This window comes from Nocardia sp. NPDC060259, from assembly GCF_042728775.1.
GTDB lineage: Bacteria > Actinomycetota > Actinomycetes > Mycobacteriales > Mycobacteriaceae > Nocardia.
Genome location: NZ_JBHXAY010000007.1, coordinates 106,449 through 128,901, shown reverse-complemented (window position 1 = coordinate 128,901; position 22,453 = coordinate 106,449). Strand labels below are relative to the sequence as shown.

At 68.7% G+C, this 22,453-nt stretch carries 21 protein-coding genes; 18 read left to right on the top strand and 3 right to left on the bottom strand.

Features of this window, described 5'->3' with window-relative positions; genetic code table 11:
- Positions 1–373: 373 nt before the first annotated feature.
- The 8 genes from ACFWF2_RS05710 (at position 374) to ACFWF2_RS05675 (ending at position 11,580) form a co-directional block, all read left to right on the top strand.
- Positions 374–1,573: an MFS transporter gene (locus ACFWF2_RS05710; RefSeq protein ID WP_379304954.1), complete on the top strand. Its 1,200-nt coding sequence runs from the start codon at positions 374–376 to the stop codon at positions 1,571–1,573.
- Positions 1,574–1,577: 4 nt separating this feature from the next.
- Positions 1,578–2,813 (top strand): aminotransferase class I/II-fold pyridoxal phosphate-dependent enzyme, encoded by a 1,236-nt coding sequence (locus ACFWF2_RS05705; RefSeq protein WP_379304952.1) that lies wholly within the window; start codon positions 1,578–1,580, stop codon positions 2,811–2,813.
- Entirely contained in the window at positions 2,810–4,375 is a 1,566-nt protein-coding gene (locus tag ACFWF2_RS05700; protein WP_379304950.1) for an acyl-CoA carboxylase subunit beta, read from the top strand. The genes ACFWF2_RS05705 and ACFWF2_RS05700 overlap by 4 nt, the downstream gene beginning before the upstream one ends.
- Positions 4,372–6,303 carry a biotin carboxylase N-terminal domain-containing protein gene (locus ACFWF2_RS05695; protein ID WP_379304948.1) on the top strand — a complete coding sequence of 644 codons (1,932 nt, stop codon included), beginning with the start codon at positions 4,372–4,374 and terminating at the stop codon, positions 6,301–6,303. Before ACFWF2_RS05700 ends, ACFWF2_RS05695 begins: the two co-directional genes overlap by 4 nt.
- Positions 6,303–7,937 carry an ABC transporter substrate-binding protein gene (locus tag ACFWF2_RS05690; RefSeq protein WP_379304978.1) on the top strand — a complete coding sequence of 545 codons (1,635 nt, stop codon included), beginning with the start codon at positions 6,303–6,305 and terminating at the stop codon, positions 7,935–7,937. Before ACFWF2_RS05695 ends, ACFWF2_RS05690 begins: the two co-directional genes overlap by 1 nt.
- A gap of 87 nt (positions 7,938–8,024) precedes the next feature.
- Positions 8,025–9,035 (top strand): ABC transporter permease, encoded by a 1,011-nt coding sequence (locus ACFWF2_RS05685; RefSeq protein ID WP_379304946.1) that lies wholly within the window; start codon positions 8,025–8,027, stop codon positions 9,033–9,035.
- On the top strand, positions 9,032–9,910 hold the full coding sequence (locus ACFWF2_RS05680; protein ID WP_379304944.1) for an ABC transporter permease: 879 nt from the start codon (positions 9,032–9,034) through the stop codon (positions 9,908–9,910). The genes ACFWF2_RS05685 and ACFWF2_RS05680 overlap by 4 nt, the downstream gene beginning before the upstream one ends.
- Entirely contained in the window at positions 9,907–11,580 is a 1,674-nt protein-coding gene (locus tag ACFWF2_RS05675; RefSeq protein WP_379304942.1) for a dipeptide ABC transporter ATP-binding protein, read from the top strand. The genes ACFWF2_RS05680 and ACFWF2_RS05675 overlap by 4 nt, the downstream gene beginning before the upstream one ends.
- A gap of 55 nt (positions 11,581–11,635) precedes the next feature.
- On the opposite strand, the gene ACFWF2_RS05670 is transcribed toward ACFWF2_RS05675, so the two are convergent.
- Entirely contained in the window at positions 11,636–11,902 is a 267-nt protein-coding gene (locus tag ACFWF2_RS05670; protein ID WP_379304940.1) for a type II toxin-antitoxin system Phd/YefM family antitoxin, read from the bottom strand.
- Between the two features lie 151 nt (positions 11,903–12,053).
- On the opposite strand from ACFWF2_RS05670, the gene ACFWF2_RS05665 reads away from it, so the two are divergent.
- The 8 genes from ACFWF2_RS05665 to ACFWF2_RS05630 all read left to right on the top strand — a co-directional run bounded on the left by ACFWF2_RS05665 (position 12,054) and on the right by ACFWF2_RS05630 (position 19,952).
- Positions 12,054–13,265: a transcriptional regulator gene (locus ACFWF2_RS05665; protein WP_379304938.1), complete on the top strand. Its 1,212-nt coding sequence runs from the start codon at positions 12,054–12,056 to the stop codon at positions 13,263–13,265.
- Between the two features lie 87 nt (positions 13,266–13,352).
- Positions 13,353–14,870, top strand: coding sequence for an aldehyde dehydrogenase (gene adh / locus ACFWF2_RS05660; RefSeq protein ID WP_379304936.1), 1,518 nt, complete (start codon positions 13,353–13,355; stop codon positions 14,868–14,870).
- Positions 14,870–15,265: a DUF779 domain-containing protein gene (locus ACFWF2_RS05655; protein ID WP_379304934.1), complete on the top strand. Its 396-nt coding sequence runs from the start codon at positions 14,870–14,872 to the stop codon at positions 15,263–15,265. Before adh ends, ACFWF2_RS05655 begins: the two co-directional genes overlap by 1 nt.
- Before the next feature lie 163 nt (positions 15,266–15,428).
- Complete coding sequence (gene eat, locus ACFWF2_RS05650; RefSeq protein ID WP_379304932.1) at positions 15,429–16,856, top strand: ethanolamine permease; 1,428 nt, start codon at positions 15,429–15,431, stop codon at positions 16,854–16,856.
- A gap of 36 nt (positions 16,857–16,892) precedes the next feature.
- On the top strand, positions 16,893–18,305 hold the full coding sequence (locus tag ACFWF2_RS05645; RefSeq protein WP_379304930.1) for an ethanolamine ammonia-lyase subunit EutB: 1,413 nt from the start codon (positions 16,893–16,895) through the stop codon (positions 18,303–18,305).
- A 65-nt stretch (positions 18,306–18,370) separates the two neighbouring features.
- Positions 18,371–19,183 carry an ethanolamine ammonia-lyase subunit EutC gene (gene eutC / locus ACFWF2_RS05640; RefSeq protein ID WP_379304928.1) on the top strand — a complete coding sequence of 271 codons (813 nt, stop codon included), beginning with the start codon at positions 18,371–18,373 and terminating at the stop codon, positions 19,181–19,183.
- A 69-nt stretch (positions 19,184–19,252) separates the two neighbouring features.
- A complete protein-coding gene (locus tag ACFWF2_RS05635; RefSeq protein WP_379304926.1) occupies positions 19,253–19,657 on the top strand; it encodes an NUDIX domain-containing protein in 405 nt (134 codons plus the stop codon).
- An 88-nt stretch (positions 19,658–19,745) separates the two neighbouring features.
- Positions 19,746–19,952, top strand: coding sequence for a hypothetical protein (locus tag ACFWF2_RS05630; protein WP_379304924.1), 207 nt, complete (start codon positions 19,746–19,748; stop codon positions 19,950–19,952).
- Here the strand turns inward: ACFWF2_RS05630 and ACFWF2_RS05625 are convergent.
- Together ACFWF2_RS05625 and mca are read right to left on the bottom strand one after the other, a co-directional pair.
- Positions 19,949–20,209: a hypothetical protein gene (locus ACFWF2_RS05625; RefSeq protein WP_379304976.1), complete on the bottom strand. Its 261-nt coding sequence runs from the start codon at positions 20,207–20,209 to the stop codon at positions 19,949–19,951. The genes ACFWF2_RS05630 and ACFWF2_RS05625 overlap by 4 nt on opposite strands.
- Positions 20,209–21,069 carry a mycothiol conjugate amidase Mca gene (gene mca, locus ACFWF2_RS05620; RefSeq protein WP_379304974.1) on the bottom strand — a complete coding sequence of 287 codons (861 nt, stop codon included), beginning with the start codon at positions 21,067–21,069 and terminating at the stop codon, positions 20,209–20,211. The genes ACFWF2_RS05625 and mca overlap by 1 nt, the downstream gene beginning before the upstream one ends.
- Positions 21,070–21,190: 121 nt before the next feature.
- Here mca and ACFWF2_RS05615 point away from each other — a divergent pair, with 121 nt between their 5' ends.
- Together ACFWF2_RS05615 and greA are read left to right on the top strand one after the other, a co-directional pair.
- A complete protein-coding gene (locus ACFWF2_RS05615) occupies positions 21,191–21,649 on the top strand; it encodes a DUF4307 domain-containing protein (RefSeq protein ID WP_379304922.1) in 459 nt (152 codons plus the stop codon).
- Positions 21,650–21,890: 241 nt separating this feature from the next.
- Complete coding sequence (greA, locus tag ACFWF2_RS05610; RefSeq protein WP_110036717.1) at positions 21,891–22,382, top strand: transcription elongation factor GreA; 492 nt, start codon at positions 21,891–21,893, stop codon at positions 22,380–22,382.
- The last annotated feature ends 71 nt before the right edge of the window (positions 22,383–22,453 follow it).

Below are 22,453 nucleotides of genomic sequence, written 5' to 3'. Positions count from 1 at the left end.
CTCCTCACGATTCGATCCTCCTACGATTTCGGGAAACCCTTGACATCGAGAAAACCGGATACAGCATCGAGATTCGGTACAGAGGGTAGCCGCGGGGTAACACAACGGGGTAACAGGGTGCCCATTTGTTACCGGGTGTCGCCGGAAAGTGACCAAAACACCCGAGCCCGCCCGCGCACGACCGCCCGCGCACGGACTCCCGGAAATCGGGCATAAGTCACGAAAGGTCTTGCGGCAAACCGTAAGCCGCGAGAAATCAGGCTGATTCCAACCATGTCCGGGCGCCGCCGGAGTCCGTATATCTGTAACCCGGAATCACGTGCCGCGCACGCTGTCGCGGAGCTGTTCGAATGAGCGGGGGAATGCAGTGATCGTGCGGCACGAGACCGGCGCTGCGCCGTCCCCGACGGCGACCCGGCGAGCCGTGGTCACCACCGCGTGCGGCGCCGTCGCGGTCGCTCAGATGGCCACCACCATCTACCTTCCCGGCATGCCTGCGCTGGGCGCCGACATCGGCGCCGATGACAGCACTCTGCAGCTGTCGGTGGCGGTTTTCGTGGTGTTCGCGGCGCTGCCCGTCGTCGCGTGGGGCCGGGTGGCGGAGCGGTTCGGCCGGGTGCCCGCCTTCGTCGCGGCGGGACTGTGTTTCGTGCTGGCCAGCGCCGCGCTGGCGCTGATCACCAGCGCGCCGGAGCTGCTCGCCCTGCGTGTGGTGCAGGCGGTCGGCGCGGGCGGGATCGCCGTCGTCGGGCGGATGATGATCAAAGACCTCTTCGCCGGCGCCGATCTCGCGCGGCAACTCGCGCTGCTGTCGATGGCGTTCGTCGTGGCGCTCGGCGGTGGACAGGTGATCGGTGGCATCGTCACCTCCACGGTCGGGTGGCGGTACGGATTCGTCGTGCTGGCGGTGCTCGCCGCGCTCCCGGTCGTCTTCGCGCTGCGCATCTCGCTGCCGAAACCGGCGGTGCGGGCGAGCTCGCGTGGCACGGCTCGCCGCCTCTTCGCGGACCGGGTCTTCCTCGCCGGTGCCGTCGCGGGCGGTATCGGATTCGCCGTCATCGTGATGATCCAGCAGAAATCCGCCTTCATCTTCGTTGACCGATTCGCGCTGCCACCCTGGGTCTTCGGCCTGTTCGGCGTGCTCTACGGCGCTGCCTACCTTGGCGGGGCCACCTACGTGCGGCGCTCGGTGCGCCGGGTGGGCGCGCGGGCCATGATGGGCCAGGGCACGTGGATCATGCTGGCCGGGTGCGTGCTGATCACCGCCGTCTGGGTGGTCGAGCTGCCACGGGCGATCGCGCTGCCGATCTTCCTCGCCGGCTACGTGACGACCACCTTCGGTCAGTCGACCCTGTTTCCCAACAGCGCGGCGCACGCCGTCAGCCACCTCGCCACCGGTGCCGCGATCGCCGTCTCGTGGTGCGCGCTGATCCAGCAGGGCCTGGCGGGCATCGCCGCACTGGCCGGTCCCGCACTCACCGGGCTGCTCGCCTGGTCCCTCGTCCTCACCCTGCTCGCCGCGGCGAACGTCGTACTCGTCGTGGCACCCGCTCCCTCGCGAACGAAGGAATAACCGAATGGGCACTCACCAATTCGCCAACATCCGCCGACAGCTGCAATTGAGCAACACATTCTGGGACGACAGCACCGCCGACGGACTGGTCGACATCATCGCGACGGACATGCGGGACGGGAAGGTGCACGACCGCGACGGCCGCACGATCGTCAATTTCTCCTCGTACTCCTACCTCGGCCTCGACAGCGATCCGCGCATCATCGCGGGCGCGCATCGCGGACTCGACGAGACCGCGACAATCAATTCCGCCATCTCCCGGATGCGAATCCGGTTGTCCCTGCTGGAAGAGGCCGAACAGCGCCTCTCGCACACCTTCGGCGCGCAAGCGGTGACCGTGTCGTCGTGTGCGGCGGCGGCTTGGGCCACGCTGCCGCTGCTGGCCTCCGGCGAGCTCACCGACGGCAGGCCGCCGCTGGTGGTGTTCGACAAGAACGCGCACTTCTGCCTGAACGCGATGAAACCACTGGTGGCCGACGAGACCGAACTGGTGACGATCGAGCACAACGACATCGCCGCGCTGGAAGCGTTGTGCCGCAGGCATTCCACCGTGGCCTACGTCGCCGACGGCGTCTACAGCACCGGTGGCGGCGCGCCGCTGGCCGAGCTGCACCGCTTGCAGGACAGGTACGGGTTGTTCCTGTACTTCGACGAGGCGCACGGTATCTCGACGATCGGGCGCGGCGGGCGCGGCTATGTCCTCGGCGCCTACGAAGGCTGGCGCGAGCGCACGCTCGTGATCGCCTCGCTCAACAAGGGATTCGGCGCCAGCGGCGGGGTGATCTTCTTCGGCGCGGCGGGCGACGATTCCCGGAAACCGACCCTGCTGCGCACGAGCGGGCCGCTGATGTGGTCGCAGCGCGTCAATACCGCCGGGCTCGGCGCCATCGTCGCCGCCTGCGACCTGCACGACGACGGCACGGTCGACGAACGCCAGCTCGCGCTGCGCGAGCGGGTCCGACTGTTCGACTCGCTCGTCGACACCGAGCTCGCCGGTGACGGGCTGCCCATCCGGTTCGTCGGCATCGGCCGCGAGGACCTCACCGTCGCCGTCGCCAGGGACATGCTCGAGGCCGGTTTCTACACCTCCCCCGTGTTCTTCCCGATCATCCGGCGCGGCAGCGCGGGCCTGCGGCTGATGCTGCGGGCCGACCTCGAGCCCGACACCATCCGCCGCTTCGCCGACACGCTGAGCGCGAGTCTGGCCGCGCATACCGAGCGGGCGGAGTTGCCCGCATGACCGTCACCGTCGAGAACACGCTCGGATTCGAAGCCCAGCGCGCCCTGCTGCGCGAGCACACCGCCGAGATCGTCGCGCCGCGCCGACGCCAGGGCGACGCCAAACTGCCTGTGCGCGAACGGGTCAACCGCCTCCTCGACCCCGGCACACCCTTCCTGGAGATCGGCAGGCTGGCCGCGCACGAGGTGTACGACACCGATCTGCCCGCCGCCGCGCTGATCGTGGGGATCGGCACCATCCACGGCCGTCCGGTCATGGTGTTCGCCAATGACCCGCACGTCAAAGGCGGGACCTTCTATCCGCTGACCATCAAGAAGCATCTGCGCGGCCAGAAACTGGCCAGGGAGTACAAGCTGCCCTGCGTCTACCTGGCCGACTCGGGCGGCATCTACCTGCCGTTGCAGGAGGAGATCTTTCCCGACGAGGAACACCTCGGGAAGATGTTCCGCAATATCGCGGAGATGTCGGCGCTCGGCCTGCCGCAGATCTCGGCGGTGCTCGGCATCTGCACCGCCGGTGGCGCCTACATCCCCGCGATGAGCGACGAGACGGTGATGGTCAAAGACCTCAGCACCGTCTTCCTCGGCGGCCCGCAGCTGGTGGAGGCCGCCACCGGTGTGGTCGTCGACGCGCAGACCCTCGGCGGCGCCGACCTGCACGTGCGCGAGACGGCGGTGGCCGACCATCTCGCGGTCGACGAGCTCGAGGCGCTGGCGATGGTCCGCGACATCGTCGCGCGCACCCCGGGTGACCGGGTGCGTCCGCCCGCCTTCGAGGCACTCGAGCCCGCCGACGATCCGGCGCGGCTGCCCGACCTGATTCCGGCGACCACCAAGAAGGAGATGGACGTCCGCGCGATCCTGCGCTGCGTCGTCGACGCCACGTCGTGGGTGGAGTACCGCAAGGACTACGGCATCACGATCGTCTGCGCGACCGCGCGGATCGCCGGCTACGAGGTCGGCATCATCGCCAATCAGGGCGTGATCTTCCCCGACAGCGCGCTCAAGGCCACCAACTTCATCCAGATCTGCAACCAGCGCCGCATCCCACTGTTGTTCGTGCACAACGTGAGTGGGTTCATGGTCGGTGAGGAGTACGAGCGGGCCGGGATCGCCAAGCACGGGGCGAAGATGGTCAACGCCGTCTCCTGCGCCACCGTGCCGAAGATCTCGCTGGTGATCGGCGGCAGTTTCGGCGCCGCCAACTTCGCGATGTCGGGGCGGTCGATGGGCGGTCAGTTCATGGCGATGTGGCCCAATGCCCGGTCCACCGGCGTCGGCGGCGAGCAGGCGGCCGCGGTGATGGCGATCCTCAAGCGCGACCGGCTGCGCCGCGAGGGCAAGGAGCTCAGCGCCGCGGACGAGGCCGCCATCAAACAGCCGATCATCGACAGTTTCGAACGCCAATCGCTGCCGACCTACATCGCCGCCCGCATGTGGATCGATGCCGTGGTCGAGCCCGAGGACACGCGGTCGTGGCTGGCGCAGTGCCTGTCGCTGGCGCACGAACGCTGGGACCGGGCCGAACCCGCGCCCGCGAACTTCGGGGTGTTGCGGCTGTGATCACGCGACTGCTCATCGCGAACCGGGGCGAGGTCGCCGCCCGGATCGCGCGCACCTGCGACCGCCTCGGCATCGAGTACGTGACAGTGTCGGTCGAGGAGGACCGTGAGCTGACCGGTCACGCCGGTGCGGTGGCGACGGTGCCGCTGCCGGCGGGCGGCTACCTCGACGCGTCGGCGCTGATTCGCGCCGCCGCCGAAACCGGCTGTGACGCGGTGCATCCCGGCTACGGCTTCCTGTCCGAGAACGCCGGGTTCGCGCGGGCGGTCCGCGCGGCCGGGCTGGTGTTCGTCGGCCCGAGTTCGCGGGTCATCGAGACCATGGCCGACAAGGCGTCGGCGCGGCAGGTGATGGCCGAGGCCGGGGTGCCCGTGCTGCCCGGCACGCCGCAGGCGGGCGAGGACATCGACGCGCTGGTCGCCGCGGCCACCGATATCGGCTACCCGTTGATCGTCAAACCCGCCGGTGGCGGTGGCGGCAAGGGGATGTCGGTGGTGCGCTCGGCCGCCGGGCTGCGCGAGGCGCTCGCCTCCGCGTCCCGCACGGCGACAGCGGCTTTCGCCGACGGCAGGCTGCACCTGGAACGCTACGTCGAGCGCGCACGCCACATCGAGGTGCAGGTGTTCGGTGACGAATTCGGCGGCGCTGTCCATCTTTTCGATCGCGACTGCTCGCTGCAACGACGACATCAGAAGGTGATCGAGGAAGCGCCGGCGCCACGAATTCCCGAGGCGGTGCGGGCGGCCATGTTCGCCGCGGCGGTGCAGGGCACGAAAGCCTTGCACTACGTCGGGGCGGGCACGTTCGAATTCCTGCTCGTCGGCGACGAATTCTTCTTCATCGAGATGAATACCCGTCTGCAAGTGGAACATACGGTCACCGAGGAGATCACCGGCGTCGACCTGGTGGAGTGGCAGTTGCGGGTCGCCGCGGGCGAACCGCTGCCCGCCGAGCAGGACGACATCGCGTACTCGGGCGCTTCGGTACAGGTCAGGATGTACGCCGAGGACCCGTTCCGGTCGTTCCTGCCGTGCCCCGGCGAGCTCGAGGTCACCCACTGGCCGGACGTGCGGGTGGAGCGGGCCTTCACCCGCCGCCTGCATGTCACCGGCGGGTTCGACCCGATGATCGCCAAGCTCGTCGCGACCGGCACCACCAGGGCCGAGGCGCTGGCCGCCGCCCGGCAGGCGAGTCTTGACCTGCACTGGACCGGCATCTCGACCAACCTCGGCTTCGCCGCCCAGGTACTCGCCGCCCCGATCGTCGCGGCGGCCGAGCACGACACGGCCTACCTGGACCGCATCGACCCGGTCACCGAGTTCGGCGATCCCGACGAGGTCGCCGCCCTCGCGGTGGGCGGCGTGCTGAGCGCGCCCGACCGGGCGACGCCCTGGTCACCCGGTGCGCCCACCGGCGATCGTGGCTGGCTCGACCCCGTCGACGGCGGTCTCGGTGGTATCGACCTGACGGTCGACGGGCGCCCGTTCACCGTGCGGGTGCGTGGCTACGACGGCGACACGGTTCTGCTCCGCGCGCCCGCGGTCGCGGCGCACCGCGTTCGCGTCGACGGCGGCACCGTCACCGTCGACGCGATCCCCAGCGTGGTCCGCAGGCGGGGCGGGGGCTGGGAGTGCCAGGTCGCCGGGGTCACCAGAGAGGTGCGCTACGCCGAGTACCGCACGCTCGGCAGCGCCTCGGCCGATCCCGAAATCCGTTCGCCCATGCCGGGAACGCTCGTGCGACTGCATGTCGAATCGGGCGCACCGGTCGAGGAGGGACAGCTGCTCGGCGTGGTGGAGGCCATGAAGCTCGAGCACGAACTCACCGCATCGCACGCCGGAATCGTCACGGTGAACGCCGCGGAAGGCGCGGTGGTCACCACGGATCAACCATTGTTTCTCATCGAGGAGAGGGGCGCCGCGCTGTGATGCGGACACGCCGACTACTGACAGCTCTGATCGCGGCGACGGCCGTGCTGGTGACCGCCTGCGCCGGAACCGACACCGCCGCACGCGAATCGGCGCAACCTCGCAGCGGCGGCTCGCTGACCTGGGGTGTGGAGACCGAGCCGACCACGCTCAACCCCCACCTCAACGGGCAGAGCAACACCCACCTGATGTTGCGCAACGTCTTCGAGTCACTGCTGGCGCGCACCACCGACGGCGGCTTCGTCTCGTGGCTTGCCACCGGCCATGAGATCTCGTCCGACGGGCTCACCTACACCTTCCCCCTGCGTGAGGGCGTGAAGTTCACCGACGGCAACCCGCTGACCGCGACCGCCGTTGCCCGCAACTTCACCACCATGCAGGACGTGTCCTATTCCGGCGGATGGTCAGCGGGGCCGCTGTCGCACCTGGCCGCGGTGACCGCGCGCGACGAACGCACCGTGGTGTTCACCCTGAAGGACCCGTACGCGCCGTTCCTCGACTTCGCCGCCGGATTCCCCATCATCTCCTCCGCCGCGTGGGACAAGCCGCAGCTCAAGGCGGGTGGGCCCGAGATCGCGGGCACCGGTCCGTTCATCATCGACCGCTATGTGAAGGGTCAGGAGCTGCACCTGCGGAAGAACCCGGACTACAACTGGGCACCGCGCAACGCCAAGCATCAGGGTCCGGCCTACCTCGATGAGCTGACCTACCGGTTCCTGCCCGAGTCGTCGGTGCGCACCGGCGCGCTCACCTCCGGTCAGGTCGACCTCATCGAGGGCGTCCCCGGCAACGACGCCTCGCTGTTCCGCGACAACCCCGACTTCACGTACTCGACGGCGCTGAACAACGGCAGCCCCTACACGCTGTACTGGAACACGACCTTCGGTCCGGCCACCGACGAGAAGGTCCGCAAGGCACTCAACAATTCCGTCGATGTGAACGCGGTGCTGCAGTCGATCTATCGCGGCCAGCGCACCCGCGGCTGGGGTATCGCCTCCAGCGTCGACACGCTGTTCTACGACAAGAGCATCGAGGGCACCTACGGCGCCGACAAGGCCGCCGCGAACCGGCTGCTCGACGAAGCCGGGTGGACGGCGAAGGATTCCGACGGGTTCCGGACCAAGGACGGGCAGCGGCTGACGATCGAACTGGTGCAGGCGCAGTCGACGGTGCGCGATCAGCGCGAGGTGCTGTTGCAGGCGGTGCAGGCGCAGGCCAAGCAGAACGCCGGCATCGACCTGAAGCTGTCGTATGTCGACCTCGGCACCTACAGCGAGCTCCGCAAGAAGAACGCCTTCGGCTCGATCGCCAACTCCGACACCATCACCGGCGGCATCGACATCGAAAACCACTGGTACCCGCCGACACCGCTGGGCACGCTGAACTACAGCCGCGCCACCGATCCCGAACTGTCCGCCTGGTTGCGGGCCGCCGCCTCGACCACCGACAACGCCGAACGAGCCAGGCAGTACGCGCAGTTGCAGCGGTTCGCGCTCGTCGACAAGGCGTACGGGCTGCCGCTCTACATTCCCGAGAACCAGATCGCGGCCGGAGCGCATGTGTACGGAGCAGGCTATCGCCCGTACAAGCAGCTTCCGGAGAACGCGTACGACATCTGGGTCGATCGTGGATAGCGGATTCGGCCGGTGGCGGGCGGGCCGGGCTACCAGACGCGCGTGTGCGTGTGGCCCGGCGCGCGCGTCCGGCTCGGTGCGGCGGTCATGACGGCGGAAGCTGTCGCGCCGGACGTGGTGGCAGCGGTCGAGAGCGGCGACCGTGGTGGTCGGACCGGCACAGCCACACGGATTGTGCTGCGGGTGATCACCGGTGTCGGGGTGCTGTGGGGCGCGGCCACGCTGTCGTTCCTCGGTGTGCGGCTGGCACCGGGCGACACGGTCGACGTGCTGCTCGGCGAGCAGCCACGCACACCGGAGGTCGAGGCGGCCATTCGCGCGGAGTGGGGCCTGGACAGTCCCGCCATCGTGCAGTACGTCCGCTACCTGTGGAATGTGGCGCAGGGCGATTTCGGGCGGTCGTATGTGTTGCAGCGGCCGGTGGCGGAGGTCATCGGCTCGCAGGCGGGGCCGACATTGGCACTCACCGGGGCCGCGTTGCTGGTGGCGCTGGTGTTCGCGATCGTCGTCGCGACGACCACCGCGCGGCGGCGACGAGCGCGAGCCGTTGCCAATGCCGTCGAGCTGGCCCTTGTTTCGACACCCGCGTTCTGGCTCGGCATCGTTCTGCTCTCGGTGTTCAGTTTCCAGTTGAAGATCTTTCCCGTCGCGGCGAACAAGGGGCTCGCCGCCCTGGTACTGCCCGCGCTCGCGCTCGGCCTGTCGCTCGGCGCGGTGATCTCGCAGGTGCTGCGCGACGGGCTCGAGCGGGCACTCGACGAGCCGTTCGCGGTGACGGTGCGCTCCTGGTCGGTGAGCGAGACCGCCCTGCGCTCGCGGCACGGCTTGCGTCATGCCGCGCTGCCCGCCGTGACCTTGACCGGCTGGCTGGTCGGCGGGCTGCTCGGCGGCGCGGTGATCATCGAAGAGGTCTTCGGTCGACCGGGGCTCGGCCGGGTCACTGTGGAAGCCGTACTGGCCCAGGATCTTCCGGTGGTCCTAGCGGTAGCGATCCTGTCCGCATTCGTCTACGTGGTGATCAGCACGGCGGTCGATCTGCTCTATCTCGTCCTCGACCCCCGGCTGCGCCGCGACTCCCAGCGAGGTGAGGGCCGATGATCATCCACGGCGGATCGCGGCGAATACCTTCGATTCGACGGCGATTCCCTTGGCAGGCACGCGGTTTCAGCATCGCGCCCGGCGTCGTGGTCGCAGCGCTCACGGTCGGGCTCGTCGTGATCGCGGTGGTCGCGCCCGGCGTGCTCACCGGGACCGATCCGCTCGCCGCCGACCCCCTCGCGGCCCAGCTGCCGCCGAGCGTCCAACACTGGTTCGGCACCGACCATCTGGGGCGGGATGTGTTCACCCGCGTCGTGCACGGCGCGCGCTATTCGCTGCTCATCGGCGTCACCGCGGTCGCGATCGCGGTCGTTGCCGGCTCTGTCCTCGGTCTGCTGTCCGGGCTGGCCCGCGGACGGCTCGACGAACTGATCACCAGGTTCCTCGACGTGGTCTCCTCGTTTCCCGATCTGCTGCTCGCCCTTGTCCTGATCGCGTTCACCGGGCCGGGAACAACGAACCTGATCTTCGCGCTCGGCATCGCCTCGATCCCCCGGTTCGCCAGGGTCGTGCGGGCGCAGACCCTGGTTGTGCAGGAGTCGGGCTATGTCGAACAGGCGCGCACCTTCGGGCTCACCCGGGCGACGCTCGTGTGGCGGCACGTCCTGCCCCACGCTGTGGCCCAGGTCCCCATCCTGGCCACCATCGGCCTCGGCACCGCCATCCTCGGCGCGGCGGGATTGAGCTTCCTGGGGATGGGACCGCAACCGCCGGAACCGGAATGGGGCGCCATGCTCGCCGAGGGTCGCAACTATCTGCGCAATGCCTGGTGGATCGCGGTGCTGCCCGGTGTGGCGGTCACGGCGACCGTCATCGCGGTCAGCTCGCTGGGTCGTCATTGGCAACGGCACTACGACGGAAGGCCTTCGGTATGAGTCTGGTCGCGGTCGAGAATCTGCGGATCGGCTTTCCGTCGAAAGGCGTTGTGCGCGAAGTGGTCCGCGGGGTCGATCTGCGGATCGAGCCCGGCGAGGCGGTCGCGCTGGTCGGCGAGTCCGGGTCGGGTAAGTCGGTGACGGCCCGCGCGCTGGTCGGTCTCGCCGGGCCCGCTGCCCGGGTCTCCGCCGACGAGCTCACCCTGTTCGGGCAGGACGCGCGCGGTCACCGGGAGCGGCAGTGGCGCCGGATCCGGGGCAGCGAGATCGGCTTCGTGCTGCAGGACGCGCTGGTCTCGCTCGATCCGCTGTTCTCGGTCGGCGGGCAACTGGCCGAGGTGCAGCGCGCGCTCACCGACGTCCGCGGCAGGGCGCTCACCGAGCGCAGCACCCGCCTGCTCACCGATGTCGGTGTCCCCGAACCGGATCGGCGCCTGCGGCAGTATCCACACGAGCTCTCCGGCGGCCTCCGGCAACGCGTGCTCATCGCGACCGCCATCGCCGGTGACCCACGCCTGCTCATCGCCGACGAGCCGACCACCGCGCTCGACGTCACTGTGCAACAGCAGATCCTGGAGCTCCTGCGCGCCCGCAAGGCCGAGGGCACCGCACTCCTGCTGATCAGCCACGACCTCGCGGTGGTAGCCGAGGTCGCCGACCGGGTACTGGTGATGCGCGACGGCGAGGTGGTCGAGGAGGGCTCTACGCTCGACGTCCTCACCCGCCCGACCCATCCGTACACGAAGAAGTTGCTCGCGGCCGTCCCGTCAGCGGCTTCACGCGGTTCGAGACTATCGCTACCGGCGGGCGAGCGGCCGCTCGCCGATCAGACCGGACAGGAGCCCGCGCGCGATCGGCCACCGCTGCCCGCGCGCACGGTGGACGCGACCCGGGTGGTGCTCTCCGTCCGGAATCTGCGCAAGACCTACGGTTCCGGTCAGGCCGCGCGTACGGTCGTCGACGATGTCGACTTCGACCTGTTCGCGGGCGAAACCCTGGGCATAGTCGGCGAATCGGGCTCGGGCAAGACCACGACAGCGCGCCTGGCTCTGCGGCTGATCACGCCTTCATCCGGCCGCGTGGTCGTCGACGGTCACCCGTGGAGCGAATACTCCGAGCGCGAGCTACGTCCGTTGCGCGGCGCCGCACAGCTGATCGCGCAAGACCCGCTCAGCTCCTTCGACCCGCGCTACACCGTCGAACGAGTCATCGGCGAAAGCCTCGACACCGTCGACGTGCGGGGCGCCGCCCGCTCGCAGCGCGTGCGGGAAATCCTCGACGCCGTCGGCCTGACCACAGACCTCCTCGACCGCCACCCCCGCACCCTCTCCGGCGGCCAACGCCAACGCGTAGCCATCGCCCGCGCCCTCGCCCCCAACCCCGCCCTGCTCGTAGCCGACGAACCGGTCTCCGCACTCGACGTCTCCGTCCAAGCCCAGATCCTCGACCTACTCGCCGACCTCCAAGCCGAATTCGGCACCGCCCTGCTACTCATCTCGCACGACCTCGGCGTGGTCCACCACATCGCGGACCGCGTCCTGGTGATGAAGAACGGCCAGATCGTCGAATCGGGCGAGGTGGATACGGTCCTGCGGTCACCGCAACACGACTACACCCGCCAGCTCGTCGCCTCGGTCCCCCGCCTCCCCGAAGCCACCGACCGGGCCTGACAGCCTAGAGCGCGACAACCTCGAGTATCGAGTACTCCGGCGGGGTGGCGAATACTCACCGGCCACCCCAAGCGTCGCCGATCCGGTCCTCGGAGCCGAAGAAGTCGTCCGCGTCCTGCCGCATCGACGCGTAGTCGACCCGCGGCAGTGCCCGATGGCCTGCGACCAGTTCCTCGGCGCTGCGGCGCTGTCGACGGGCGACCGGGCGAACCTCCGCGATCTCGACGCCATTGCGTGTCACTCGGATGGTTTCGCCCGCCTCGACTGCGTCCATGATCGCCGCCGAGTTGTTCCCTAGCTCGCGCTGACTGATCTGCCTCATAGCGGAACTGTAGCCAGGCGCGCTACAAGGTGCTACAACCTCGCGCAGTGCGCAGGCCACCGTCGAAACAGCTGCTCAGCGGCTGGGTGTACGGCATGATGAAGGGCGCAACCCTCGTCGTGCAATCGAACAGGAAGACGCGAATCCGCTCATGGCACCGCAGCTGACGCTCTCGGCACAGCGTGCCGCGTTGGAGCGGGAGTGGGCGCAGTGGGTGCCCGCGGGTGAGTCGGCACTCGGGCGTAGTTCGGCGGTGCGGACCGAGGTGGCGCAGTCGTGGTTGCGGTCGTTGCGGACGGTGGACCCGGGGCGGGACTTCGCGCCGGAGAGCGAGACCGATATCGGGCCGCGATGGGCGGAATCGCCGCTGCGTGGGCCGGTGACCGAGCTCGAGGAACAGTTGCACAGTGTCGCCGAGGACGCGGGCTACGTCGCCGCGGTCACCGATGCCTCGGGCACGATCCTGTGGACCTACGGCGGACCGGTCATGCGCAGGCGGGCCGAGCAGGTGAACTTCGCGCCGGGTGGCCGCTGGGACGAGGCGCACATGGGCACCAACGCCCTGTCCCTCGCCCTGCGCACCGATCAGCCGCACACCGTCTTCTCGGCCGAGCACCTGGTCGCCGCCCTGCACGGCTGGGTCTGTTACTGCGCGCCGATCCGGGCCGCCGACGGCACCCTGCTCGGCGTGCTCGACCTGTCGACCACCTGGAAGCGCTCGCACCCGCTGGCGATGGCGACCGTGCGCACCATGACCAGCGCCATCGAGTCCAAGCTGCACGCGGCCATGCCCGCACCGGCGGGCATGCGGCTGACCTGCCTCGGCACCGGCCGGTTGATGCGCGACGGCGCCCCGATCCGCCTGCGCCCGCGCCAGCTCGAGATCCTCACCCTGCTCGCCCTCGACGACGACGGCTACAGCCACGAGCGCCTGCACTACGCCGTCTACGGCGACCGCGCGGTCGGCGCGAGCACCCTGAAATCGGAGATGTCGTACCTGCGCCGCGCCACCGGCGGCGACATCACCAGCCGCGTCTACCGCTTCACCACCGCCCTGTCCTGCGACGCCGTCGACGTCGCGCGCGCACTGGAAGCGGGCGACCTCGACACCGCCGTCCGGCTGTATCACGGTCCGCTGCTTCCGGATTCGGATACACCGGGCATCAGCGAATGGCGTGACTACCTCGAGGTCGCCATGCGCAACGCCGTGCTGTCGAGCCCCGAGGCCAACCACGCCCTGGCCTACGGCGAATCCGCCCCCGACGACATTGCCGTCCACGAACACGCCCTGGCCCTGCTCCCCCCGCGCGACGCGCGCCGGGCGGTCGCCGCGGCCCGGCTGCACAGCGCTCTTCGCGCCTGATCGGTCCGGCTTCAACGTTTCATCAACCCTGACAGCGGATAGTGATGGGCGTCACGCTTCACCGGAATCAGCGAGGAGCCTCCGCACATGATCTACGCCAAGCCGGGCACCGAGGGCAGCATCGTCAGCTACGCGCCGCGGTACGACAATTTCATCGACGGCAAGTGGGTTCCGCCCGTCGAGGGCCGGTACTTCGAGAACACCTCGCCGGTGGACGGACAGCCGTTCTGCGAGATCGCCCGCTCGACCGCGGCCGATATCGAGCTGGCCCTCGACGCCGCCCACCGCGCCGCCGACGCCTGGGGTGAGACCTCCGCGGCCGAGCGCGCCAACATCCTCAACAAGATCGCCGACCGGATCGAGGCCAACCTCGAGGCCCTCGCCGTCGCCGAGACCTGGGACAACGGCAAGCCCGTCCGCGAGACCCTGGCCGCCGACCTGCCGCTGACGGTCGACCACTTCCGCTACTTCGCCGGTGTGCTGCGCGCGCAGGAAGGCGGGATCAGCGAGGTCGACAAGGACACCATCGCGTATCACTTCCACGAGCCGCTCGGCGTTGTCGCGCAGATCATCCCGTGGAACTTCCCGATCCTGATGGCCACCTGGAAGCTGGCGCCCGCGCTCGCGGCCGGTAATGCCGTGGTGCTCAAGCCCGCCGAGCAGACCCCGGCCTCGATCATGAAGGTCGTCGAGCTCGTCGCGGATCTGCTGCCGCCGGGTGTGCTCAACGTGGTCAACGGTTTCGGCGTCGAAGCAGGCAAGCCGCTGGCCTCCAGCCCGCGCGTGGCGAAGGTCGCCTTCACCGGTGAGACCACCACCGGCCGGCTGATCATGCAGTACGCCAGCGAGAACATCATCCCCGTCACCCTGGAGCTGGGTGGCAAGAGCCCCAACATCTTCCTGCCCGATGTGATGGCCGCCGACGACGACTTCCTCGACAAGGCCGTCGAGGGTTTCGTGATGTTCGCGCTCAACCAGGGCGAGGTCTGCACCTGTCCCTCGCGCGCGCTGATCGCGTCCTCGATCTATGACGAGTTCATGGCCCGCTGCGTGGAGCGCACCAAGGCGATCATCAGCGGCAACCCGCTCGACGAGGCCACCATGATCGGCGCGCAGGCCAGCAACGATCAGTTCGAGAAGATCCTGTCCTACATCGACATCGGCAAGAAGGAAGGCGCCGAGGTCCTCACCGGCGGCGCGGTCCGCAGCGTCGACGGGCTGGCCGACGGCTTCTACATCGAGCCGACGATCTTCAAGGGCAGCAACGACATGCGCGTGTTCCAGGAGGAGATCTTCGGCCCTGTCGTCGCGGTGACCACCTTCGACTCGACCGACGAGGCACTGAAGATCGCCAACGACACCCTCTACGGCCTCGGCGCCGGCGTGTGGACCCGCGACATGAACACCGCCTACCGCCTCGGCCGCGGCATCAAGGCGGGCCGGGTGTGGACCAACTGCTACCACGCCTACCCGGCGCACGCGGCCTTCGGCGGCTACAAGAAGTCCGGCATCGGCCGCGAGAACCACAAGATGATGCTCGAGCACTACCAGCAGACCAAGAACCTGCTGGTCAGCTACTCGCCGCAGAAGCTCGGCTTCTTCTGATGGTGCGGCGCGTCGACCTCACCGAACAGGCGGCGACGCTGCTGCGGGAACTGACCGGGCAGCACGGCCCGGTCATGTTCCACCAATCCGGCGGCTGCTGCGACGGCAGCTCCCCGATGTGCTATCCGCGCGGTGAGTTCCGTGTGGGCGCCTCGGACGTGCTGCTGGGTCATCTGCCGGGCGACACCCCGTTCTGGATGAGTGCCGACCAGTTCGCGTACTGGAAACACACCCATCTCACCGTCGACGTGGTGCCAGGCCGGGGCAGCGGCTTCTCGCTGGAAGCCCCCGAGGGCGTGCGGTTCCTGATCCGCTCACGCCTGCTCACCGACGACGAGGTGACCGAGCTGGAATCCCAGCCGCCGCCACCCACCGGTGACACCGTTCCACAGTGATGTGAAACACCCACTATCACACAGTTACCGCAGGTCGGCGGCGCTCGATACGCGCCGCTGACCGGCGGGATCCACGGCCGTAACAGTCGTCAACCATTCTTCAACCCTCGACGATCACCGTTGCCGTCGCTACGCGCTTGTTTGTTGATGAGGAGCTACCCCTGTGAGTACCGACGCGATTCCCGCCACGGGTGCGGACACGCCCGCCGACGACTATCTCGCCAAACGCACCCTGCGCTCCGGCTCGGCCGGCTGGGTGCTGCTGGCCGGTCTCGGCGTGAGCTACGTGATCTCCGGTGACTACTCCGGCTGGAACTTCGGCCTCGCCGAGGGCGGTTTCGGTGGTCTGCTGATCGCGGCGATCGTCATCGCGGCCATGTATCTGGCCATGGTCCTCGGCATGGCCGAGCTGTCCTCGGCGCTGCCGGCGGCAGGCGGCGGCTACACCTTCGCCCGGCGCGCGCTCGGGCCGGGGGGCGGATTCGCCACCGGGACGGCGGTCCTTATCGAATACGCGATCGCGCCCGCCGCCATCGCCACCTTCATCGGCGCGTATGTGGAGTCGCTGAACCTGTTCGGGATCACCGACGGGTGGTGGGTGTACCTGGCGGTGTACGCGCTGTTCATCGGCATCCATCTCGGCGGGGCTGGTGAGGCGCTCAAGGCGATGTTCGTGATCACCGCGATCGCGCTGGTCGGCCTTGTCGTCTTCGCGATCGCCGCGGTCGGCCGCTTCGATGTCGCGAATCTGACCGATATCGCGGTGGATCCGGCCGCGACCGGCGCCTCGTCGTTCCTGCCCTTCGGGTACATGGGCATCTGGGCCGCGATCCCGTTCGCCATCTGGTTCTTCCTCGCGGTCGAGGGCGTGCCGCTGGCCGCCGAGGAGGCCAGCGAGCCGGAGAAGAACGTGCCCAAGGGCATCATCGTCGCGATGCTGCTGCTGGTGGTCACCGGCGCGGTGGTGCTGGTCCTGGTGACCGGCGCGCTCGGCGCCCAGGACGCCTCGGCTTCGGGCAACCCGCTCGTGGAGGCGCTCGGGGACAGCCCGGCGGCCAAGGTGGTCAACTACATCGGCCTGGCCGGTCTGATCGCCAGCTTCTTCTCCATCGTCTACGCCTACTCGCGCCAGACCTTCGCGCTCTCCCGCGCCGGCTACCTGCCGACCAGCCTGTCGGTGACCAACTCCCGCAAGGCCCCGATCCTGGCGCTGATCGTGCCCGGCCTCATCGGCTTCGCCCTCTCGCTCACCGGTGAAGGCGCGATGCTGCTGAACATGGCCGTGTTCGGCGCCGCGGTGAGCTACGTGCTGATGATGGTGAGCCACATCGTGCTCCGTGTCCGCGAACCCGACATGCCGCGGCCGTACCGCACGCCCGGCGGCATCGTCACCACCTCGTTCGCGCTGGTCATCGCGGCGGCCTCGGTGGCGGCGACCTTCCTGGTCGACCAGAAGGCGGCGCTGTTCACCCTCGGTGTGTTCTGCGCCTTCATGGCCTACTTCGGCTTCTACAGTCGGAAACACCTGGTCGCCAAGTCCCCCGACGAGGAGTTCGCGGCGCTGGCCAAGGCCGAACAAGAGCTCGAGTAACCCGCTCACCGAATCCGTGAAAGGAGGCGGCACCCGATGACCGTGTACCGCAGCTCTGTCGGCGCGACGACCTACACCTTCGACGGTCTGATCGATCTGCTGGCCAAGGCGACGCCCGAACGCAGCGGCGACCAGCTGGCCGGCTGCGCCGCCGCGACCGATGCCGAACGCGCGGCCGCGCAGTGGGCACTGGCCGACGTGCCGCTGACCACCTTCCTCACCGAGGTGGTTGTGCCGTACGAGACCGACGAAGTGACCCGGCTGATCATCGACAGCCACGACCGGACCGCGTTCGCCCCGATCGCGCATCTCACCGTCGGCGGGTTACGCGACTGGCTGCTCGCGGTCGCGGCGACCGAGGATTCCGCGACAACACTGGCCGCGGTCTCGCCGGGGCTGACGCCCGAGATGGTGGCCGCGGTCAGCAAGATCATGCGCAATCAGGATCTGATCGCCGTCGCCAAGGCGACCGTGGTGACAGCGGGGTTCCGCACCACCATCGGGCTGCCAGGCCGGTTGAGTACGCGACTGCAACCCAATCACCCGACCGATGATCCGCGCGGGATCGCGGCCGCCACCCTCGACGGACTCCTGCTCGGCTGTGGTGACGCGGTGATCGGCATCAACCCGGCCACCGATTCGCCCCACGCCACCGCCGATCTGCTGCACCTGCTCGACGAGGTCCGCCTGCGCTTCGACATCCCGACCCAGTCGTGCGTGCTCTCCCACGTCACCACGACCATCGGGCTGATCGAGGCGGGCGCGCCGGTGGACCTGGTGTTCCAGTCGGTGGCGGGTACCGAGGGCGCCAATTCCGGCTTCGGCGTGAATATCTCGCTGCTGCGCGAGGGCAACGAGGCGGGGCGCTCGCTGGGGCGCGGCACCGTCGGTGACAACGTGATGTATCTCGAGACCGGACAGGGTTCGGCGTTGAGCGCGAATGCCCATCTGGGCGTAGGTGATCGGCCGGTGGACCAGCAGACGCTCGAAGCGCGCGCCTATGCGGTCGCGCGGGATCTGCGACCGCTGCTGGTGAATACGGTGGTCGGGTTCATCGGTCCCGAGTACCTCTACGACGGTAAGCAGATCATCCGGGCCGGGCTCGAGGACCATTTCTGCGGCAAGCTGCTCGGCCTTCCGATGGGTGTTGACGTCTGCTACACCAACCACGCCGAGGCCGATCAGGACGACATGGACTCCCTGCTCACGCTGCTCGGCGCGGCGGGCTGCGCGTTCGTCATCGCGGTGCCCGGCGCCGACGATGTGATGCTGGGCTATCAGAGCTCGAGTTTCCATGACGCGCTCTATGTGCGGCAGGTCCTGAACCTGCGTCCCGCACCGGAATTCGAGGCGTGGTTGTCCGGGCTCGGCATGCTCGACACCAACGGACGGATACGACAGGTGCAACCGCTGTCGTCCCCGCTGCGCGCGTTGGCGGCGAACCGATGAAACCCGCTGCGACGAAGCCGATTCCGCGCATCGTGGGATCGAACACCGAGCCGAGAGGAAGTGCAGTGGGCGAGCGTGCGGCGGCGAATTCCGACGAGGCTGTGGCGCAGGAGTTCTGGCGAGACCTGCGGCGCAACACCCAGGCCAGGATCGGACTCGGGCGCACCGGTGACGCCCTGCCGACCACCGAAGTCCTCGCGCTGCGGGCCGCGCATGCCGCCGCCAGGGACGCGGTGCACGTCCCGCTGGACGTCGACATCTTCGCCGAACAGATCGCGAGCATGGGCCTCGGCGACCCGGTCACGGTGACGAGCATGGCCGCCGACCGCTCGGAGTACCTACGCCGCCCCGATCTCGGCAGGCAGCCGGCCGACCTGTCCGCCATCGAAAACCACGGTGCCGATATCGGTTTCGTGCTCGCCGACGGGCTGTCCCCCCGCGCGCTCACCGACCACGGCGCGGGCCTGCTCGCCGCACTGGCCGGCGAACTCACCGACCGCTACACCCTGGCCCCACCGGTGATCGCCACCCAGGCACGCGTCGCCCTCGGCGACCACATCGCCGAGGCCATGGGCGTGCGCACCGTCCTGGTGATCATCGGCGAGCGCCCCGGCCTCTCGGTCGCCGACAGCCTCGGCATCTACCTCACCCACGCCCCGCGTCCCGGCCGCGCCGACGCCGAACGCAACTGCATCTCCAACATCCACCCACCCGACGGCCTCACCTACGCCGACGCCGCCCGCGTGGTCGCCGGCCTGGTCGCGGGCGCGCGCAAACTCGGCCGCTCGGGCGTCGACCTCAAAGACACCTCCCGCATCGACGCGCTCACCGGCTCCGAAACCCGCACCATCACACCGCGGGAGGCGCCGACACCCTGAGCTGACCCAGACACCAGGGCGACGCGGAGCCCGTTCGATGTGAACCGGAGCCGATCGCTCCATAGAGTGATGCCCATGATCCGCACCGCCGCCCTCGCCCATGTCCGCGACCGCAGGCTGATCCAGACGCGCCCGGAAGGCAAAGACGTCTTCTACATGGCGGGCGGCAAGATCGATCCGGGCGAAACACCCTTAGAGGCACTACACCGCGAGATCGAGGAAGAACTCGGCGTCGGACTGTCCGGCGTCGCCGAACTCGGCATCTTCGAGGCCGAGGCCTTCGGCCACGGTAAGAACACCGGCCTGCACATGACCTGTTTCCTCGCCGACTTCACCGGCGAACCCCACGCCACCGGCGAAATCGCCGAATTCCGCTACTTCACCGTCAGCGAATACGCCGCCATGGACCACGTGGCCCCCGGCTCCATGATGGTCTTCCGCCGCCTCCACGAACTCGACCTCATCGACTGGTAGATACTCAGCCCGCGGGCAGCTCGGTACGTAGTCCCACGTCAACTGGTTTCCGCGAAACGTTGTGGGGCGGTGGGCCGATCACTCTCCTGTGACGGGGACAGAGTCGAACCACAGTGCCGAGCTTTCCGCGGCCGAGCGCCGGGCCGCACTACGCAGGCTCGTGGTCATCTTCGGGTTGATGAACAAGATGATCGAGCTGAGCGCGACCGGGGCGCCCCGGCAGCTGGCCGAGCACGCGGCCGCCGCCAGGGATCTGGTCGGCGAGCTGGTGACCGATATCGCCCGGTTGCCCTAGTCGGTTTTCGGGGCCTTCGGGGTGCCGTCGCCGGGGTCCGGCTCGATGGCGCCCGGCTCGGTGCCCTCGTCGGCCTTCTGGTCCGGCTCCGGGTGCTCGGGCTCGAATGTCTCGGGCAGGCCCTTGAGATGCTTGTTCATCGAGCGCACGAGCAGCACGGTGCCTGCCAGCAGGATCAGGATGACCAGCAGGCCGAGCGGGGACGCCTTGCCGAACTCGGGTCCGGTGGGGGTGTTCTGAGCGAGGTAGACCAACATCACCGGTCGGTGTCCTCGATGCCGGCGAACAGGTCGGTCTCCGGGATGGCGGTACTCACCCTCGTCTTGGCCAATTCGAACTCCTCGGTCGGCCAGAGCCGCTGCTGCATCTCCAACGGGATCGCGAAGAACGCCCCGTTCGGATCGATCTGGGTCGCGTGCGCGCGCAGGGCGTCGTCACGCTGGGGGAAGTATTTCGAGCATTCGATCTGGGTGGTGACCCGGCTCCACGTGGCACCGCGCTTGAACTGATGCATCCGATCCAGCCACTCCTGGAGCGGGAACGGCTGGCCGATGCGCTCGTACTCCTCGGCGAAGGCCTCCAGCCGCTTCGTGCTGAAGCCGTGGTCGTAGTACAGCTTGAGCGGCGTCCACGGTTCGCCGGCGTCCGGGAACTTGTCCGGATCGCCCGCCGTCTCATAGGCCGCCATCGACACCTCATGGCACCGGATGTGATCCGGGTGCGGGTAGCCGCCGTTCTCGTCGTAGGTGGTGATCACGTGCGGCTTGAAATCGCGCACGAGCCGCACCAGCGCCTCGGTGGACTCCTCCAGCGGCACCAACGCGAAGCAGCCCTCGGGCAGCGGCGGCAGCGGGTCGCCCTCGGGCAGACCGGAGTCGACGAAGCCGAGCCAGTGCTGGCGCACGCCGAGCGCGTGGGCGGCCGCGGCCATCTCCTCACGCCGGACCTCGTCGATCCGGTCGAGGACACCGGGGGTGTCCATGGCCGGGTTGAGGATGCTGCCGCGTTCACCACCGGTCAACGTCACGACCAGGACGTCGACGCCCTCGGCCGCGTACCTGGCCGTGGTCGCGGCGCCCTTGCTCGATTCGTCGTCGGGGTGGGCGTGCACCGCCATGAGGCGAAGGCCACTCACGTCTCGTTCACCATCGCTCTCGCTCGCGGGTGTCAGAACTTCGTTCCCTATAGTTCCATCCGACCCCCCGTTTGTTCCGACCACCCCCGGGAGCGAGAAACCGATGACCGAGCCCGCACCGGACTCCGCGGCGACCTCGGCCGCCGCAGCAGCGCGACACGCCGATAGATACGGCAGAAAACCCCCGGCGCGTCGAGCGTGGCTGCTGGTGGTACTCGGCGTTGGTGTGCTGGTCGCGGGCCTCGGCGTCGCCTATCTCGGGTTCCAGAAGTACGGCCCTAAGGCGATCGAGACCGAGCAGCTGGGCTACGTGGTCGACGACGACTCGACGCTCACGGTGCGGATGAAAGTGACCAGAGACTCACCCGAGCAGGCCGTCGTCTGCTTCGTCCGGGCGATGGACCGCGACGGCGCCGAGGTCGGCAGGCGCGAGGTCCTGGTCCCCGGATCGGACTCCACCAGCGTCCAGGTGACCACCACAGTCAAGTCCTCGGCGCGCGCGTCGGCGGGCGATATCTACGGGTGCACCGAGGAAGTGCCGGGCTATCTGCGCGTGGAATAACGCCCTCCGCCTAGCCTGACCTGCATATTTATGAGACATGCTAAAATGGCCTGATACACGGTTCCGGGGCTCGGAGCCGTGTTTGCTGCATTGGCGGCCAGCGGTGCTGTTAGCGGGTTATGGGTTCACCCCCCAGGATCGCTCCAGCCGTCGGGCTGGTGCATGCCCTCCTGCGGGAGGGCACCGTGCTGGTTTCAGGGAATCCCGGTGCGCCGGGAACAACTACTAGGGAGTGATCGAGATGACCGAGAATGTGACCTGGCTTACCCAGGAGTCGCACGACAGGCTCAAGGGCGAGTTGGACTCGCTCATTGCCAACCGTCCGGTCATTGCCGCCGAGATCAACGAGCGCCGCGAAGAGGGCGATCTCAAGGAGAACGGCGGCTACCACGCCGCGCGCGAGGAGCAGGGCCAGCAGGAGGCGCGCATCCGCCAGCTGCAGGAGCTGCTCAACAACGCGAAGGTCGGCGTCGCCCCCACCAAGTCCGGTGTGGCGCTCCCGGGCTCGGTCGTCACCGTCTACTACGACGGCGACTCCGACGACACCGAGACCTTCCTCATCGCGACCCGCGAAGAGGGCCTCGGCGCGACCAACCTCGAGACCTACTCGCCGAACTCCCCGCTCGGCGGCGCGCTGATCGACGCCAAGGTGGGCGAGACCCGCGAGTACACGCTGCCCAACGGCAACACCATGAAGGTGACCCTGGTCAGCGCGGAGCCGTACCACGGCTGAGCGCGGCCCCGCCGAGCCCAGATAGCCTGAACCCGAACGCAAGCGGCCGCACCCGAACATCGGATGCGGCC

Excerpts from the sequence above, each read along its gene's own strand:
- ACFWF2_RS05635 (WP_379304926.1), top strand. The coding sequence starts at position 19,253 with ATGCCCATGATCCGCACCGCCGCCCTCGCCCATGTCCGCGACCGCAGG.
- ACFWF2_RS05655 (WP_379304934.1), top strand. The coding sequence starts at position 14,870 with ATGGTGCGGCGCGTCGACCTCACCGAACAGGCGGCGACGCTGCTGCGG.
- ACFWF2_RS05645 (WP_379304930.1), top strand. The coding sequence starts at position 16,893 with ATGACCGTGTACCGCAGCTCTGTCGGCGCGACGACCTACACCTTCGAC.
- ACFWF2_RS05700 (WP_379304950.1), top strand. The coding sequence starts at position 2,810 with ATGACCGTCACCGTCGAGAACACGCTCGGATTCGAAGCCCAGCGCGCC.
- ACFWF2_RS05705 (WP_379304952.1), top strand. The coding sequence starts at position 1,578 with ATGGGCACTCACCAATTCGCCAACATCCGCCGACAGCTGCAATTGAGC.
- ACFWF2_RS05675 (WP_379304942.1), top strand. The coding sequence starts at position 9,907 with ATGAGTCTGGTCGCGGTCGAGAATCTGCGGATCGGCTTTCCGTCGAAA.
- mca (WP_379304974.1), bottom strand. The coding sequence starts at position 21,069 with ATGGCGGTGCACGCCCACCCCGACGACGAATCGAGCAAGGGCGCCGCG.
- ACFWF2_RS05665 (WP_379304938.1), top strand. The coding sequence starts at position 12,054 with ATGGCACCGCAGCTGACGCTCTCGGCACAGCGTGCCGCGTTGGAGCGG.
- greA (WP_110036717.1), top strand. The coding sequence starts at position 21,891 with ATGACCGAGAATGTGACCTGGCTTACCCAGGAGTCGCACGACAGGCTC.
- ACFWF2_RS05615 (WP_379304922.1), top strand. The coding sequence starts at position 21,191 with ATGACCGAGCCCGCACCGGACTCCGCGGCGACCTCGGCCGCCGCAGCA.
- ACFWF2_RS05690 (WP_379304978.1), top strand. The coding sequence starts at position 6,303 with ATGCGGACACGCCGACTACTGACAGCTCTGATCGCGGCGACGGCCGTG.
- ACFWF2_RS05670 (WP_379304940.1), bottom strand. The coding sequence starts at position 11,902 with ATGAGGCAGATCAGTCAGCGCGAGCTAGGGAACAACTCGGCGGCGATC.
- ACFWF2_RS05685 (WP_379304946.1), top strand. The coding sequence starts at position 8,025 with ATGACGGCGGAAGCTGTCGCGCCGGACGTGGTGGCAGCGGTCGAGAGC.
- ACFWF2_RS05680 (WP_379304944.1), top strand. The coding sequence starts at position 9,032 with ATGATCATCCACGGCGGATCGCGGCGAATACCTTCGATTCGACGGCGA.
- ACFWF2_RS05625 (WP_379304976.1), bottom strand. The coding sequence starts at position 20,209 with ATGTTGGTCTACCTCGCTCAGAACACCCCCACCGGACCCGAGTTCGGC.
- adh (WP_379304936.1), top strand. The coding sequence starts at position 13,353 with ATGATCTACGCCAAGCCGGGCACCGAGGGCAGCATCGTCAGCTACGCG.